Origin of the sequence: Paracoccus sp. TD-10, from assembly GCF_048270675.1 — a bacterium.
Classification (GTDB): Bacteria; Pseudomonadota; Alphaproteobacteria; order Rhodobacterales; family Rhodobacteraceae; genus Paracoccus; species Paracoccus pantotrophus.
The window spans coordinates 947,503-963,617 of the sequence record NZ_CP182419.1; the positions used below are offsets into that span (position 1 = coordinate 947,503).

13 protein-coding genes are annotated in these 16,115 nt (G+C 68.8%); 7 read left to right on the plus strand and 6 right to left on the minus strand.

Features of this window, described 5'->3' with window-relative positions:
- Positions 1 to 54 precede the first annotated feature (54 nt).
- Both ligA and recG read left to right on the plus strand, forming a co-directional pair.
- The gene (gene ligA / locus ACNKFW_RS15670; RefSeq protein WP_147428936.1) at positions 55 to 2,352 is read left to right on the plus strand and encodes an NAD-dependent DNA ligase LigA; all 2,298 of its coding nucleotides are present in this window, start codon (positions 55 to 57) and stop codon (positions 2,350 to 2,352) included.
- Positions 2,328 to 4,442, plus strand: a complete 2,115-nt coding sequence (recG, locus tag ACNKFW_RS15675) for an ATP-dependent DNA helicase RecG (protein WP_147428935.1) — start codon at positions 2,328 to 2,330, stop codon at positions 4,440 to 4,442. The genes ligA and recG overlap by 25 nt, the downstream gene beginning before the upstream one ends.
- Positions 4,443 to 4,794: 352 nt before the next feature.
- Here the strand turns inward: recG and ACNKFW_RS15680 are convergent, their stop codons facing one another.
- Positions 4,795 to 5,232 (minus strand): iron-sulfur cluster assembly scaffold protein, encoded by a 438-nt coding sequence (locus ACNKFW_RS15680; RefSeq protein ID WP_024844475.1) that lies wholly within the window; start codon positions 5,230 to 5,232, stop codon positions 4,795 to 4,797.
- A gap of 60 nt (positions 5,233 to 5,292) precedes the next feature.
- Here ACNKFW_RS15680 and hisI point away from each other — a divergent pair, with 60 nt between their 5' ends.
- Positions 5,293 to 5,658 (plus strand): phosphoribosyl-AMP cyclohydrolase, encoded by a 366-nt coding sequence (hisI, locus tag ACNKFW_RS15685; RefSeq protein ID WP_024844476.1) that lies wholly within the window; start codon positions 5,293 to 5,295, stop codon positions 5,656 to 5,658.
- On the opposite strand, the gene gluQRS is transcribed toward hisI, so the two are convergent.
- The 3 genes from gluQRS to ACNKFW_RS15700 all read right to left on the minus strand — a co-directional run bounded on the left by gluQRS (position 5,640) and on the right by ACNKFW_RS15700 (position 8,565).
- Entirely contained in the window at positions 5,640 to 6,503 is an 864-nt protein-coding gene (gene gluQRS, locus ACNKFW_RS15690) for a tRNA glutamyl-Q(34) synthetase GluQRS (protein WP_147428934.1), read from the minus strand. The two genes, hisI and gluQRS, sit on opposite strands and share 19 nt — an antisense overlap.
- On the minus strand, positions 6,482 to 7,822 hold the full coding sequence (gene trmFO, locus ACNKFW_RS15695; protein ID WP_147428933.1) for a methylenetetrahydrofolate--tRNA-(uracil(54)-C(5))-methyltransferase (FADH(2)-oxidizing) TrmFO: 1,341 nt from the start codon (positions 7,820 to 7,822) through the stop codon (positions 6,482 to 6,484). Before trmFO ends, gluQRS begins: the two co-directional genes overlap by 22 nt.
- Before the next feature lie 113 nt (positions 7,823 to 7,935).
- Positions 7,936 to 8,565 carry a 50S ribosomal protein L25/general stress protein Ctc gene (locus tag ACNKFW_RS15700; protein ID WP_024844479.1) on the minus strand — a complete coding sequence of 210 codons (630 nt, stop codon included), beginning with the start codon at positions 8,563 to 8,565 and terminating at the stop codon, positions 7,936 to 7,938.
- Positions 8,566 to 8,748: 183 nt separating this feature from the next.
- Here ACNKFW_RS15700 and ACNKFW_RS15705 point away from each other — a divergent pair, with 183 nt between their 5' ends.
- Positions 8,749 to 9,750 carry an acyltransferase family protein gene (locus tag ACNKFW_RS15705; RefSeq protein ID WP_024844480.1) on the plus strand — a complete coding sequence of 334 codons (1,002 nt, stop codon included), beginning with the start codon at positions 8,749 to 8,751 and terminating at the stop codon, positions 9,748 to 9,750.
- A gap of 9 nt (positions 9,751 to 9,759) precedes the next feature.
- On the opposite strand, the gene ACNKFW_RS15710 is transcribed toward ACNKFW_RS15705, so the two are convergent.
- Both ACNKFW_RS15710 and ACNKFW_RS15715 read right to left on the minus strand, forming a co-directional pair.
- Positions 9,760 to 10,923 (minus strand): alpha-hydroxy acid oxidase, encoded by a 1,164-nt coding sequence (locus tag ACNKFW_RS15710; protein ID WP_147428932.1) that lies wholly within the window; start codon positions 10,921 to 10,923, stop codon positions 9,760 to 9,762.
- A 10-nt stretch (positions 10,924 to 10,933) separates the two neighbouring features.
- The gene (locus tag ACNKFW_RS15715) at positions 10,934 to 11,305 is read right to left on the minus strand and encodes a hypothetical protein (protein ID WP_231486734.1); all 372 of its coding nucleotides are present in this window, start codon (positions 11,303 to 11,305) and stop codon (positions 10,934 to 10,936) included.
- A gap of 81 nt (positions 11,306 to 11,386) precedes the next feature.
- Between ACNKFW_RS15715 and ACNKFW_RS15720 the strand changes: the two genes are divergently transcribed.
- The 3 genes from ACNKFW_RS15720 to rpoD all read left to right on the plus strand — a co-directional run bounded on the left by ACNKFW_RS15720 (position 11,387) and on the right by rpoD (position 16,078).
- A complete protein-coding gene (locus tag ACNKFW_RS15720; protein ID WP_024844483.1) occupies positions 11,387 to 11,971 on the plus strand; it encodes a TetR/AcrR family transcriptional regulator in 585 nt (194 codons plus the stop codon).
- Positions 11,972 to 12,010: 39 nt separating this feature from the next.
- Positions 12,011 to 13,954: a DNA primase gene (gene dnaG, locus ACNKFW_RS15725; RefSeq protein WP_418024994.1), complete on the plus strand. Its 1,944-nt coding sequence runs from the start codon at positions 12,011 to 12,013 to the stop codon at positions 13,952 to 13,954.
- A 141-nt stretch (positions 13,955 to 14,095) separates the two neighbouring features.
- Complete coding sequence (gene rpoD, locus ACNKFW_RS15730) at positions 14,096 to 16,078, plus strand: RNA polymerase sigma factor RpoD (protein ID WP_024844485.1); 1,983 nt, start codon at positions 14,096 to 14,098, stop codon at positions 16,076 to 16,078.
- Positions 16,079 to 16,115 lie beyond the last annotated feature (37 nt).

The following is a 16,115-nucleotide window of genomic DNA, read 5'->3' on the forward strand; positions in this document are numbered from 1 at the left end:
TATCACCTGCTGCGCAGATCACGGCCCACGGGGCCGGCAGAAGGCGGAGGGCAGATGGCCGGAGATGACGAGGATCGGACGGCTCCCGCGGGGGAGCCGGCAGTGCCGGCGGCGGCCTTGCCGCCCGTTTCGAGCCTGGACGCCGAGGCCGCCGCGGCCGAGCATGCCCGGCTGAGCGACGAGGTGGCGCGGGCGAACCTGGCCTATTACCAGGAAGACGCGCCCTTCATCAGCGATGCCGAATACGACGACCGCAAGCGTCGGCTCGAGGAGATCGAGGCGCGTTTCCCCCAGCTTGCCCATCCCGGCAGCCCGACCGAGCAGGTCGGCGCCGCGCCCGATACGCGCTTTGCCAAGATCCCGCATCGCCTGCCGATGCTGTCGCTGGAAAATGGCTTCACCCAGGGCGATGTCGAATCCTTCGTGCAGCGGGTGCGCTCTTTCCTCAACCTGGCTTCGGGCGCGCCGCTGGAGATCACCGCCGAGCCCAAGATCGACGGGCTGTCGCTGTCGCTGCGCTACGAAGGCGGGCGGCTGGTCCAGGCCGCGACCCGCGGCGACGGTGCGGTGGGCGAGAACGTGACCGCCAATGCCCGCACCATTGCAGACATCCCCGGCCAGCTTGCCGGCGACGGCTGGCCCGAAATTCTGGAGATCCGCGGCGAGGTCTACATGTCGCATGCGGATTTCGAGAAGCTGAACCAGTCCGACAGCGGCCGGGTCTTTGCCAACCCGCGCAATGCGGCGGCGGGCTCGCTGCGCCAGCTCGATCCCAATGTGACGGCGGCCCGGCCGCTGCGCTTCTTTGCCTATGCCTGGGGCGAGGTCAGCGCGCCTTTTGCCGACACGCAGATGGAAGCGGTGCGGCGGATGCGGGATTTCGGCTTCCAGACCAATCCGCTGACCCGGATCTGCGGCTCGGTGCAGGACATGCTGGCCGCCTGGACCGAGATCGAACAGATGCGCGCGACCTTGGGCTATGACATCGACGGCGTGGTGTATAAGGTCAACGATCTGGGCTATCAGGCACGGCTCGGCATGCGCTCGACCACGCCGCGATGGGCCCTGGCGCACAAGTTCCCGGCCGAGCGCGCCTGGACCCGGCTGGAAGCCATCGACATCCAGGTCGGCCGCACCGGCGCGCTGAGCCCGGTGGCGCGGCTGCATCCGGTGACGGTGGGCGGCGTCGTCGTCTCGAACGCCACCCTGCATAACGAGGATTACATCGCCGGCCGCGGCGCCGACGGCAGCGAGATCCGCGGCGGCAAGGACATCCGCATCGGCGACTGGGTTGAGGTCTATCGCGCCGGCGACGTGATCCCCAAGGTCGCGGACGTGGACCTGGCCAAGCGCCCGCCCGAGTCCGTGCCCTACGCCTTCCCCGAGACCTGCCCGGAATGCGGCTCGCCCGCCATAAGGGAAGAGGGCGATTCGGTCCGGCGCTGCACCGGCGGGCTGATCTGCCCGGCCCAGGCGGTCGAGAAGCTGCGCCATTTCGTCTCGCGCGCCGCCTTTGACATCGAGGGGCTGGGCGCCAAGCTGGTCGAGGAGCTGTTCCGCGATGGCTGGATCGCCGAACCGGCCGACATCTTCACCTTGCAGGACCGCTACGGCCCCGGCCAGCCCAAGCAGTTGAAAAACCGCGAGGGCTGGGGCGAGAAAAGCGCCGCCAGCCTGTTCCAGGCCATCGAGAAACGCCGCGAGATCCCGTTCGCGCGGCTGCTTTTCGCTCTTGGCATCCGTCATGTCGGTGAGGTCGCGGCGCAGGATCTCGCCCGCCATTACGGCAGCTGGGAGGCGCTGGAGGCGGCGCTCGACACCGCGCGCCCGGCGGCTGTGGCGCATCGCCTGGCCGAGGATGCGGCTCAGGCCGAGCGCGCGGCCGCGCAGGCCGAGGGCCGCCGCGCCCGGCCGTCCGAGGCGCGCGCCGCCGCGCTGGCGCAGGTCGATCTGCCGCCCGAGGCCAGTGCGGCCTGGGCCGGGCTGATCGCCGCCGACGGCATCGGCCCGGTGCTGGCCATGTCGCTGTCGGACGCCTTCGCCAATGCGCGCGAGCGGGCGGCGATCGACCGGCTGCTCGGCTTTCTGACCGTGCTGCCGCCCGAGAAGCGTGCCGCCGACAGCGCCATCACCGGCAAGACCCTGGTCTTTACCGGCACGCTGGAAAAGATGACGCGGGCCGAGGCCAAGGCGCGGGCCGAGGCGCTTGGCGCCCATGTCGCGGGCTCGGTCTCGGCCAAGACCGACCTGCTGATCGCCGGCCCCGGCGCCGGGTCGAAGGCGAAGAAGGCCGCCGAACTGGGCATCAAGGTCATCGACGAGGACGAATGGCTGGCGATCGCCCAGGGGTGACGCCGGGCCGCCCGCCGGCGCTGTTTCCGCTGTTCGCGGGTGTCGAGACCCTGCCGGGCGTCGGCCCGCGCGCGGCCGAGGCCTTTGCCCAGATGGGCGTGACGCGGCTGCGCGACCTGATCCTGACCCTGCCGCATTCCGGCATCCGCCGCCGCCCGATCGCCTGCCTGACCGAGGCCCGCCCGCCCGAGATCGTCACCGTGGCGATCACCGTGCAGCGCCACAGCCCGCCCACGGCCAAGGGCCGGCCCTGGCGGGTGCATTGCTCGGACGGCAGCGCCGATCTGCAGCTGGTCTTTTTCCATCCGCGCAAGGACTGGATCGAAAGCCAGCTGCCTTTGGGCGCGCGGCGGCTGGTTTCCGGCAAGATCGAGCTGTTCGACGGCATGGCGCAGATGGTGCATCCCGACCATATCGGCGCCGAAGGCACGGATCCGCCGCCGGATTTCGAGCCGGTCTATCCGCTCTCGGGCCGGCTGACGCAGGGCGTGGTGCAAAAGGCGGTGCAGGTGGCGATGGGGCGGCTGCCGCCGGCGGGGGAATGGATCGACGCCTCGGTCCTGGCGCGCGAGGGCTGGCCGGCCTGGGCCGCGGCGCTGGCCCGCGCCCATGCGCCGGAAGGGCCGGCCGGCCTGTCGCCGACCGATCCGGCCCGGGCGCGGCTGGCCTATGACGAGCTGCTTGCGCATCAGATGACGCTGGCGCTCTTGCGCCGCGACCGGCGGCGGCAGGCCGGGTTGGCCACGCAGGGGGACGGGCATCTGCGCGCTAGGGTGCTGGCCGGGCTGCCCTGGCCGCCGACCGGGGCGCAGCGCCGCGCGGTCGAGGAGATCGCCGCCGACATGGCCGTGCCGCGACGGATGAACCGGCTGCTCCAGGGCGATGTCGGCGCCGGCAAGACGCTGGTCGCCTTCCTCGCGCTGCTGGTCGCGGTCGAGGCGGGGGGGCAGGGTGTGCTGATGGCCCCGACCGAGATCCTCGCCCGCCAGCATTTCCGCGCGCTGGAGCGGCTGGCGCGGCTGGCCGGCATCCGGCTGGAGGCGCTGACCGGCCGCGACAAGGGCGATGCCCGTGCCAATATCCTGACCGACCTCGCCGAAGGGCGGATCGACATCCTGGTCGGCACCCATGCGGTGATCCAGAAATCGGTCGCGTTCCACGACCTGCGGCTGGCCATCGTCGACGAGCAGCACCGCTTCGGCGTCAACCAGCGCATGGAACTGGGCGCCAAGGGCGGGCATCTGCCGCCCGATATGCTGGTGATGACGGCAACGCCGATCCCGCGATCCTTGGCGCTGGCGCAATTCGGCGACATGGACCTGTCGGTGCTGGACGAAAAGCCCGCCGGGCGGCAGCCGATCCGCACCACGGTGATCTCGGATGCGCGCATGGCCGAGGTGGTGGCGCATCTGGCCCGGGCGCTCGAGGGCGGGGCGCGGGCCTATTGGGTCTGCCCGCTGGTCGAGGAAAGCGAGGCCATCGACCTGACCGCGGCCGAGGCGCGCTTCCAGGAGTTGCGGGCGCGGTTCGGCGATCAGGTGCGGCTGGTCCATGGCCAGATGCCGGCCGAGGAGCGCGATGCGGCCATGGCCGATTTCGCCGCCGGCCGGGCGCGCATCCTGGTCGCGACCACGGTGATCGAGGTCGGCGTCGACGTGCCCGAGGCGACGATCATGGTGATCGAGCGCGCCGAAAGCTTCGGCCTGGCGCAGCTGCACCAGCTGCGCGGCAGGGTCGGGCGCGGCTCGGGCGCGTCAAGCTGCCTGCTGATGTATCACGAGCCGCTGTCCGAGACCGGCCGACGGCGGCTGACCATCCTGCGCGAGACCGAGGATGGTTTCCGCATCGCCGAGGAAGACCTGGCGATGCGCGGCGCCGGCGACGTGATCGGCACCGCGCAATCCGGCCTGCCGCGGTTCCGCATCGCCGACCTGGAACGCCAGGCCGGGCTGATGGCGCTGGCGCGCAAGGATGCGCAGAACTTCCTGGAGCGCGACCCGGCCATGGAAAGCGAGCGCGGCCAGGCCGTGCGGCTGCTTCTGTGGCTGATGGAGCAGGACCGCGCCATCCGGCTGATCAGCGCCGGCTAGATGTTCGCATGATGTTCTTAAAAAGTTCTTTACTTTGTTCGCCGCTCATGAGAACAAAGCATAAACGAACCTTGGAGAGACCCATGACCCGCCAATCCCTCTCTGACCTGCTTGGCACCGTCGCGATTTCGGTGACCGCGATCATCCTGTTTTCGCTGCCCTCGATCCTGGCGGCCTGATCCCTTACTGCCCCGCGCAATCGACGGCCCTTCGCCTGGGGCCGTAACCTTCCCCCGGACGATCATGCGCGCAACTGCCGGTCCCCTGCGGGCCGGCTTTTCTTTGTCCGGGCGCATGTGCCGGTTGCGCCGGCAGGTGCCTCCGGCGGGGGGTATTTGGGAAACGGTGAAAATCAGGCCGGCGAGGCGTCGATGGCGCCGAGCAGCGCCTCCCAGGCCAGCAGGATCGAGGCATGGCGGTTGGGGAATTCGCGGGCGGGCAGCAGGGCCTCCAGTTCGTCGAAGGGGGCGGCGGGGGCGGGACCGTCAGCTTTTAGCATGGCCTGCAGTTCGTCGCGGGCGCGCGCGATTTCGTCGCGCGAGCGGCCAAGCGCGGTGCGGCCCAGCACCCCGGCCGAGGCCTGGCCCAGGGCGCAGGCCCGCACCTCCTGCGCGAAATCGGCGATGCGGCCGTCCTGCATCGCCACATGCGCCGTCACCGAGGAGCCGCATTGCGGCGAACGGCGATGCGCGCTGCCCGTCGCATGGTCGAGCTTGCCCAGATGCGGGATATCCGAGGCCAGCGCCAAGATGCGCCGGGAATAGAGCTGCATCAGGTCGCTGTCGGACATGGTCTTTTCCCTTGCTGCCGCCCGGTCTAGATAGGGACGGCAAGCCCGAAAGGAAAGCCGATGTTCGACCCTGCCAGCCTGAAATATGACGCGAAGGGCCTGATTCCCGCCATTGCGCAGGATCATCAGAGCGGCGAGGTGCTGATGATGGCCTGGATGAATGCCGAGGCCGTGCAACGGACGCTGGAGACGGGCCGTGTCACCTATTGGTCGCGCTCGCGCCAGGGCTTCTGGGTCAAGGGCGAGAGTTCGGGCCATGTGCAGAAGCTGGTCGAGCTGCGGGTGGATTGCGACCGCGACTGCCTGCTTTTGTTGGTGGACCAGGCCGGGCCGGCCTGCCACACCAACCGGCGCAGCTGCTTTTATACCGCCATCCGCGGGGGAGAGGAGGTTGTCATCATGGCGCCTCAGATCCCCAGGGATTGACGGATCTGTTCGGCGCTGACGCCCTCGTCGCGGAAAAGCTTCAGCGCCCGCGCGTCGTCGCGCTTGGCCAGCCGCTTGCCCTGCTCGTCGCGGATCAGCCGGTGGTGATGATAGCGTGGTGTCGGCAGTTCCAGCAGTTTCTGAAGGACGACATGGATCCACGTTGAATCCAGAAGATCTTTTCCGCGCGTGACCAGGGTGATGTCTTGCGCGGCATCATCCACCACCACCGCAAGATGATAGCTGGTCCCCATGCCGCGCCGCGCCAGCACCACATCGCCGATGCCGGCGATGAAATCCTGCGCCGACAACTGGTGCGGCCGGCCGGGGGCGACGTTCTCGTCGAGAAAGGCGATCTCGTCGAGGCCTAGCTGGTCCAGCGCCCGCGCCGCATCCAGGCGGATGGCGTCATCAGTTCCGGCATCGGCCATGCGGCGCTGGCGGCAGGTGCCAGGATAGACCGGGCCGTCGGGACCGATCCGCGGCGCCGCGCCCTCTTGCGGGGCCGAGAGCGCGGCGCGGATATCGGCGCGGCGGCAGCGGCAGGGATAGGTCAGGCCCAGCGCCGAAAGCCGTTCGAGCGCAGCTTGATAAGCGGGCAGGCGCTGGGACTGGTGCATGACCGGCCGCGGCCAGTCCAGGCCCAGCCAGCGCAGATCCTCGGCGATCAGCGCCTCGTATTCCGGGCGGCAGCGGCCTTGGTCGATATCCTCGATGCGCAGCAGGAACTGGCCGGGATCGGCCAGCCGCGCGGCGGTCAGGGCCGCGAAGGCATGGCCCAGATGCAAGGGACCGGTCGGCGAGGGGGCGAAGCGCGTCCGGTTCAAGATTGTCCTGCAAGCCATTGCTGGAAATCGGCTTTTGCGCGGTCGGTATAGGCTGGGTAGCGGTCCTTGCGCCCCTTGCGGCCGCCGCGCATCGCGTCCAGCGGCGGGTAGAGGCCGAAGTTCACGTTCATCGGCTGGAAGGTCTTGGCATCCGCGCCGCCGGTGATGTGGTTGACCAGCGCGCCCATCGAGGTGGTGGCGGGCGGCGGCGGCAGGTCGCGCCCCAGTGCCTCGGCCGCGGCCATGCGCCCGGCCAAGAGGCCCATGGCGGCGGATTCCACATAGCCCTCGACCCCCGTCACCTGGCCGGCGAAGCGCAGGTTCGGGCGCGCGCGCAGCCGCAGCCGGTCGTCGATCAGCCGCGGTGAGTTCAGGAAGCTGTTGCGGTGGATGCCGCCCAGACGGGCGAATCTGGCGTCCTGCAATCCGGGAATGCGCCGGAAAACATCTATTTGCGCGCCATATTTCATCTTTGTCTGGAAGCCGACGATATTGTAGAGCGTCCCCAGCGCATTGTCGCGGCGCAGCTGCACCACGGCATAGGGCTTTTCGGCCGGGTTATGGGCATTGGTCAGGCCCACGGGCTTCATGGGGCCGTGGCGCAGGGTTTCGCGGCCGCGCTCGGCCATGACCTCGATCGGCAGGCAGCCGTCGAAATAGCCGGCCGTTTCCCCCTCGTGGAACTCGGTCTTGTCGGCGGCGAGCAGGGCGTCGATGAAGCCCTCGTAATCCTCGCGCGTCATCGGGCAGTTGATATAGGCGGTGCGCTCTGCCTCGGTCTCGCCCTTGTCGTAACGGCTTTGCCGCCAGCAGATCGACATGTCGATGCTCTCGGCATGGACGATGGGGGCGATGGCGTCGAAGAAGGCCAGCGAGCCTTCCCCGGTCAGGCCGCGGATCGACTGGCCGAGCGCCTCGGAGGTCAGCGGGCCGGTGGCGACGATCCAGCGGCCCTCCGTCGGCAATTCGCGGATCTCGCCGGGCTGGAAGCTGACCAGCGGCTCGGCCTGCAGCGCCTGGGTCACCGCCTGCGAGAAGGCGTCGCGGTCCACGGCCAATGCGCCACCGGCGGGCAGGCGGTGGCGGGCGGCCATGGCCATGATCAGCCCGCCCGCCGCCCGCATCTCCCAATGCAACTGGCCCACGGCGTTCATGCGGTCGTCATCCGAGCGGAAGCTGTTCGAGCAGACCATCTCGGCGCAATCGCCGGTGCGGTGAGCAAAGGTGGCGACCTGGGGCCGCATCTCGTGCAACACCACCGGCAGGCCGGCGCGGGCGATCTGCCAGGCGGCCTCGGAGCCGGCAAGACCGGCGCCGATGATATGGATCGGTTCCATGCGTTTCCCCTTCGCGTCAGGCGCGATCTCCTAGCAATCGCGGGCCATGACGGCAAGAGAAAGGGCGGCGCCCGCAGGGGTGCCGCCCGATTCTGTCCGGCCTCGGCCCGCAATCAGGCCTCGGCGGCCTCGCCTTCGGCAGCCGCAGCTTCCTCGTTATCGGCCGAGCGCAGGCCCGAGGGCGCGGCGATATTGGCGATGACGAAGTTGCGGTCGATGGTCGGCTTCACGCCGGCCGGCAGCACCACGTCGTTGATGTGGATGGTGTCGCCGATCTGGCGGCCGGTCAGGTCCACGGTGATCTGCTCGGGGATGTCCGAGGCGGTCACGACCAGCTCGACCTCGGGGCGCACCACGACCAGCGTGCCGCCGCGCTTGAGGCCGGGGGCGGCGTCGTGGTTCTCGAAGTTCACGTGGATGAACAGGTTCACGCGGGTGTTGCGGTGCAGGCGCATGAAGTCGATATGCGTCGGCAGGTCTTTCACCACGTCGCGCTGGACGCCGCGGCAGACGACGCGCACGTCGTCCTGGCCGTCGATCTTCAGGTTCCACAGCGTGGACATGAAGCGGCCGGCGCGCAGCTTGGTCAGCAGCGAGTTGAACTCGATTTGGATGGGCTGCGGCTCCTTGCCGTCGCCATAAACGATGCCGGGCACCTTGCCTTCGCGGCGAGCTTGGCGGGCGGCCCCCTTGCCTGTCCCCGCGCGTGCCTCGGCCACCAGATCCGGGATCTCTTTGGCCATGATGGTATTCCTTTGGTTACGGTTCGCGGCCATCCTCCAAGGGTGCATGGCCGAAGCCGCGCCTATAGCGCGACGTCATTCGGATGTGAAGCGAAAAAACAGTTGCATGCCGCGGGGAAAATGCTTGTCAGATCGTCCTCGCTGGTTGCAAAGCTTGCTCCAGTGCGGGTCGGGGTTTTCGCGTTGCATCGGATTCATTCGCTGGACTATCTGAAGCTGGGACTGGCGGTCCTGGTGGCCTTTGCCCATACCTACTGGCTGCAGTCGCATATGACGCCGCAGCTGTTCATGATCGGCAACGGGCTGATGCGGGTGATGGTGCCGACCTTCTGCATCGTGGCGGGCTATTTCCTCTATTCGGCGGTGGCGCGCGGCAAGGGCAACAAGTGGCTGGCCCGCGTGGCGGCGCTCTACCTGTTCTGGATGGCGGTCTATCTGCCTTTCTGGATGGATCAGGTGCATGGGCTCGTCTCGCTGCTCAAGACCCTGGCCTGGGGCTATTTCCACCTGTGGTTCATGGCCGGCATCCTGGTTGCCGGGGCGGTGGTTCTGCTGTTGCGCGGCTTTGCCCGCAGGGTCGCGCCGGCCTATGAATACCGCATCCTGCTGGCGGCGGCGGCGGTCTGCGCCGCGATCGGGCTGGTTCTGCAATATGTCGCCCTGTCCGGGATCATGCAGATCGGGGTGAAGAAATTCTCGAACGGCCTGTTCATGTGCTTTCCCTTCGTGGCCATCGGCTATCTCTGCGGCCGCCGCGTGGCCCGGCTGGGGCTGCAGGGGCTGCCGCCGCGCCGGCTGGCGCTGGCTGCCACCGCCGCCGGGGCCGGGCTGCTGATGGCCGAGGCCTGGCTGGTGCAGGCCTGGCGCAGCGACCAGGTGATGCTGGACATCCCGATCAGCTCTTACGTCGCGGCGCCGGCCTTGTTCGTGGCGGTGCTGGGCACGGCCATGCCGCAGCCGCCGATCCGGCTCGATCCGATCTCGGCCATGATCTATTTCATGCATGTCATGGCGCTGCATCTGGCCCGCCTGCTGGGCTTCGAGCACCTGGGCGAGCTGATGCTGTTCGCCGTCGGCCTGCCGACCCTGGCCGCGATGCTTCTGGGCCGGTTGCGGATCCCCGGATTCGGCAAGGAAAGGACGCGGGGGCAAGGCGAACAGACCCGGCCCGATCCGGCGCCCTGATCCGGCCGCCTAGCCCCAGGCTTGCAGGAAATCCTGCGGCACCAGCAGGTTGTGGCGGCCCAGGTTCTTCACGTCCCGCTCGCCGCAGAGCGCCATGGTGATGTCCAGTTCCTTCTGGATCACCTCCAGCGCGCGGGTCACGCCGGTCTCGCCCATGGCACCCAGCCCATAGATGAAGGCGCGGCCGATATGGGTGGCATGCGCCCCCATGGCCAGCGCCTTCAACACGTCCTGGCCCGAGCGGATGCCGCTGTCGAGATGGATTTCGACCTGGTCGCCCACCGCCTTGACGATCTCGGGCAGCATGCGGATGGAACTGACCGCGCCGTCGAGCTGCCGGCCGCCATGGTTGCTGACGATGATCGCATCGGCGCCGAAATCCGCGGCCATGCGGGCGTCCTCGGGGTCGTTGATGCCCTTGAGGATCAGCTTGCCGCCCCAGAGGTCGCGGATGCGGGCGATCTTGCCCCAGTCGAGCTGCGGGTCGAACTGCTCGGCCGTCCAGGCGACCAGAGACGAGGGGTCGCCCACCCCCTTGGCATGGCCGACGATATTGCCGAAAAAGCGGCGCTTCGTTTGCAGCATCTCGATGCCCCAGCGCCATTTCGTCGCCAGGTCCAGCAGCACCGGCAGGGTCAGCCGCGGCGGGGCGGATAGCCCGTTCTTCAGATCCTTGTGGCGCTGGCCCAGGATCTGCAGGTCCAGCGTCAGCACCAGCGCCGAGCAATGGGCGCGCCGGGCCCGCTCGATGATCGCCTCCAGGAATTCCTGGTCGCGCATGACGTAAAGCTGGAACCAGAACGGCGCCTGCACCGCCTCGGCCACGTCCTCGATCGAGCAGATCGACATGGTCGAAAGCGTGAAGGGCACGCCAAAGGCTTTCGCGGCCCGCGCCGCCTTGATCTCGCCATCGGCGCATTGCATGCCGGTCATGCCGACCGGGGCCAGGGCCACCGGCATGGCGACCCTTTGCCCGACCATGGTGCTTTCCGTCGTCCGTCCGGTCATGTCCACCGCGACGCGCTGGCGCAGCTTGATGCGCTGGAAGTCCGAGCAGTTCTCGCGGAAGGTGCTTTCGGTATAGCTGCCGCTTTCGGCATAGTCGTAGAACATGCGCGGCACGCGCCGGCGGTAGATCGCCTTCAGATCCTCGATGCAGGTGATGACCGGCATGGCATTCTCCTCAGTTCGGCGCGCAGTCGGTGCTGCCCTCGGGGCAGTCCTCGGCCGGGGATTGCTGCGACAGGGCCCTGGCGCGGGCGTGCAGGGCCTCGGCGCGGCGCTGCAAGGCGGCGTCGCCCGCCGCCGGCGCGGTGCCGGCGCGGGCGGCAAGGGAGCGGCCGCGCGCATCCAGCGCGCCGCCCGCCGCCGCGGGGTCGCGGGCGGCATCGGCGGCATGGCCGGGCAGGGCCGGTTCGGCCAGCAGCCGGTCGGTCGGCATCAGTTCGGGATAGTCGCCCACCATGTCGCCGCATGCGGCCAGGCTTGCCAGCGCCAGCGCGCCCCAGATCCGCCCGCCCCAGATCCGCCCCATGCCGTTCCCCCATGTCTTCATGCGCCGGACCATAGGCCCGGCGGGGCGGCGGGGGCAAGATGCGCTCTTTACCTTGCCGCGGCTCGCCGCCTAGAAGACGACATGGCAAGAACCCAGGGCTCAAGGGCAGAGATCACCGGACCGCTGGTCCGCGACGCCGCGCGCAGGCTGTTTGCGCGCCACGGCTATGCCGCCGTCTCGATGCGCCAGATCGCGGCCGAGGTCGGCGTGCAGGTCGGCACGCTTTACAGCTATACCGCCGACAAGCAGGCGCTCCTGGCCGACCTGCTGCGGGTGCATATGGAGGAGTTGCTGGCCGCCTGGCGCGACGATCCGGCCCGGCCGGCGCTCGACCGGCTGGAGGCGTTCCTGCGCTTTCACATCCAGACCAGCCTGGAGCGCCCCGAGGCGGTGTTCCTGTCCTATATGGAGCTGCGCAACCTGACGCCGGAAAACCGTGCCGAAATCGCGGCCCTGCGCCGTCGCTACGAGGATGCGCTGGAGGCGATCCTGATCGCCGGCGAGGCCGAGGGCACCATGGCCGTGCCCGATACCCGGCTGGCCACCATGGCGCTGATCGCCATGCTGACCGGCGTCACCAACTGGTACCGCGAGGGCGGGCGGCTGGACCAGGAGCGGGTGGTCGCGGTCTATCGCGAACTGGTGCGCGGCGCGGTCGGTGCATGACCCTTTGCAACCGGCCGGCGTGATCCGATATAAGGCGGCATGAGCCTTCCGCCGCAATTCCTTGACGAGATCCGCGCCCGCGTGCCTTTGTCACGCGTCATCGGGCGCAAGGTGGTCTGGGATCTGCGCCGCTCGAATCAGGCCAAGGGCGACTGGTGGGCGCCCTGTCCCTTTCACGGCGAAAAGACCGCCTCCTTCCATGTCGACGACCAGAAAGGCTTCTATTACTGCTTCGGCTGCCACGCCAAGGGCGACGCGCTGACCTTCCTGCGCGAGGCCGAGGGGCTGGGCTTCATCGAGGCGGTCGAGCTGCTGGCCGCCGAGGCCGGCCTGCCGATGCCCGAGCGCGACCCGCGTCAGGTGCAGCGCGCCGACCGCCGCACCGAACTGGTCGAGGTGATGGAGCAGGCGGTGCGCTGGTTCCGCATGCAGCTGGGCATGGGCCCGGCCGAGGCGGCGCGGGCCTATCTGGCCCGGCGCGGGCTGGACGAGGCCGCCTGCGAAGCCTTTGGCATCGGTTTCGCCCCCGACCAGCGGCAGGGCCTGTTCAACGCCTTGCGTGCCAAGGGCATCGCCGAGGCTCTGATCGTCGAGGCCGGGCTGGCGGCCAAGCCCGACGAGGGCGGTGCGCCCTTCGACCGCTTCCGTGGCCGCATCACCTTTCCGATCCGCGACGGGCGCGGGCGCTGCATCGCCTTCGGCGGCCGGGCGATGGACCCGAACGCGCGGGCGAAATACCTCAACAGCCCCGAGACGCCGCTCTTCGACAAGGGCCGCAACCTCTACAATATCGGCCCGGCGCGGGCGGCGGTGGCCAAGGGCAGGCCGCTGGTGGTGGCCGAGGGCTACATGGACGTGATCGCCCTGGTCCGGGCGGGTTTCGAGGGCGCCGTGGCGCCGCTGGGCACCGCGATCACCGAGGACCAGCTGCGGCTGATGTGGCGCATCTCGCCCGAGCCGGTGATCGCGCTCGATGGCGACGAGGCGGGCCTGCGCGCGGCGATGCGGCTGATCGACCTGGCGCTGCCGATGACCGGGCCGGGGCAGGCGCTGCGCTTTGCCTTCCTGCCGCAGGGGCTGGACCCGGACGACCTGATCCGCGCCCGCGGGGCAGGGGCGATGGGCGCCGTGCTGGACGAGGCGCGGCCGCTGGTCGACCTGCTGTGGCGGCGCGAGACCGAGGGGCGGGTCTTCGACAGCCCCGAGCGCCGCGCGGCGCTGGACAAGGCCCTTGCCGAGGCGGTGGCCAAGATCCCCGACAAGGACACCCGCAACCATTACCACGCCGTGCTGCGCAACCTGAAATGGGAGCTGTTCGGCAACCGCCGCCGCGCCGATGCCCCCGCGCCCGCGCGTCCCGCCCGCGAATGGCAGGGCCGCGAGTGGCAAGGGGGGCGCGGCGCCCGCTTCCAGCCGGTCGCGCCGACGGCACCGACACGGGCCTCGCGGCTTTCCTCGCCCGACATGGACGGGCAGCAGGCCGAGGCGCTGGTCGAGGCCATGGTGCTGGCGATCTGCGCCACCCATCCCGGCCTGATCGCCCCGGTCGAATCGCGGCTGGAACGGCTGGAGCCGCAGGATGCGGACCGCGCGGCGCTGGTCCACGATCTCTTGTCGGGGACGCAATCCCAGGCCGGGCAGCGCGCCCTTGAAAGCATCATGGCCGACCCCCATGTGAGGGCGGCCCCGGCGATCCTGCGCCCGCATGACCGCGATGCCGCCGCCGGCATCCTTGCCAATGCCCTGGACCGGATCGAGGCCCGCCGTGCCGCGCGCGAGGAAATCGCCCGTGCCGAGGCCGAGATCGAGGGGCTCGCGGACGAGGGCCTGACCTGGCGCATGGCGCAATCCGCCCGTGCCCGCCAGCAGGCCGACCACCCCTCGCTGGCCGACCTGTCGGACCTGGGCGAGGACAGCGACGCCTATCGGGCCATCCTCGATGCGGCGCTGAAGAACGAGATCTGGCGCAAGCCGCGCCGCTGAAAGGCGCGCGAATCACCTGCGCCGAATCACCCCGGCCGAGGCCGGCTCGCAGGCTTTGAATCGCCTGCGATTCGCGCTAGAACCGGCCGATAGCCGATCCCGATTCGCCGATTCGCGAATCACCGCTTCAAGGGAGCCAGCATGGCAGCCAACGACGAAGACCAGAAGCCCGAGGCCAAGGATGACGATCCTTCGCTGGACATGTCGCAGGCCGCGGTCAAGCGCATGATCGCCGAAGGGCGCGAACGCGGCTTCATCACCTATGACCAGCTCAATGCCGTCCTGCCGCCCGAACAGGTCAGTTCCGACCAGATCGAGGACGTCATGTCCATGCTGTCCGAAATGGACATCCGCGTGGTCGAGAACGACGAGGAGGCCGAGGAGGCCGAAACGGGCGGCGAGCTGACCACCACCGGCTCGGGCTCGCGTGAGCTGACGGTCGCCACCGCCGAGACGGAAAAGCTGGACCGCACCGACGACCCGGTGCGCATGTATCTGCGCGAGATGGGCTCGGTCGAATTGCTGTCGCGCGAGGGCGAGATCGCCATCGCCAAGCGCATCGAGGCCGGCCGCAACACCATGATCGCCGGGCTTTGCGAAAGCCCGCTGACCTTCAAGGCCATCACCATGTGGCGCCAGGAGCTTCTGGACGAGGACATCCTGCTGCGCGACGTGATCGACCTGGAGACCACCTTCGGCCGCTCGATGGACGAGGATGGCGAGGAAGAGGAGGTGCTGCCGACCGAGGCCCGCCCCGCCGCGGCCAACGGTGCCGCGCGCGACGAGGAGGAGTTCGACGCCGACGGCAACCCCATGGGCCGCGAGGAGGACGAGGACGAGGACGACGGCCAGAACCTGTCTCTGGCGGCGATGGAAGCCTCGCTGAAGCCCAAGGTGCTGGAGACGCTGGAGGCCATCGCGCGGGGCTACGAGGAGCTGTCGCACATGCAGGACAACCGCATGTCGGCGACGCTGAACGAGGACGGCACCTTCTCGGCCGCGCAGGAAAGCGCCTATCAGGAACTGCGCTCGCGCATCGTCGCGCTGGTGAACGAGCTGCACCTGCACAACAACCGCATCGAGGCGCTGGTCGACCAGATCTATGGCATCAACCGCCGCATCGTCACCATCGATTCCAACGTGGTGAAGCTGGCCGATGCCGCGCGCATCAACCGGCGCGAGTTCATCGACGCCTATCGCGGCAGCGAGCTGGACCCGACCTGGGTCGAGCGCATGATGCAGCACAAGGGCCGCGGCTGGCAGGCGCTGTTCGAGAAATCCCGCGCCCAGGTGGAAAGCCTGCGCGCCGAGATGGCCATGGTCGGCCAGCATGTCGGCGTCGATATCGAGGAGTTCCGCCGCATCGTCAGCCAGGTCCAGCGCGGCGAGAAGGAATCGCGCCAGGCCAAGAAGGAAATGGTCGAGGCGAACCTGCGGCTGGTGATCTCGATCGCCAAGAAATACACGAACAGGGGCCTGCAATTCCTTGATCTCATTCAGGAAGGCAATATCGGCCTGATGAAGGCGGTGGACAAGTTCGAGTATCGCCGCGGCTACAAGTTCTCGACCTACGCGACCTGGTGGATCCGGCAGGCGATCACGCGCAGCATCGCCGATCAGGCCCGGACCATCCGCATCCCGGTCCACATGATCGAGACGATCAACAAGCTGGTGCGCACCGGCCGCCAGATGCTGCACGAGATCGGCCGCGAGCCGACGCCCGAAGAACTGGCCGAAAAGCTGCAGATGCCGCTGGAAAAGGTCCGCAAGGTGATGAAGATCGCCAAGGAGCCGATTTCTCTCGAAACCCCGATCGGGGACGAGGAGGACAGCCAGCTTGGCGATTTCATCGAGGACAAGAATGCCGTGCTGCCCTTGGACAGCGCCATTCAGGAAAACCTCAAGGAAACCACCACGCGGGTGCTGGCATCGCTGACGCCGCGCGAGGAGCGGGTGCTGCGCATGCGCTTCGGCATCGGCATGAACACCGACCACACGCTGGAAGAGGTCGGCCAGCAGTTCAGCGTCACCCGCGAGCGCATCCGCCAAATCGAGGCCAAGGCGCTGCGCAAGCTCAAGCATCCCAGCCGGTCGCGCAAGCTGCGGTCCTTCCTGGACCAGTAACCGGCCGATCAACGCAAGAAGGCCGCGCTTTCGGGCG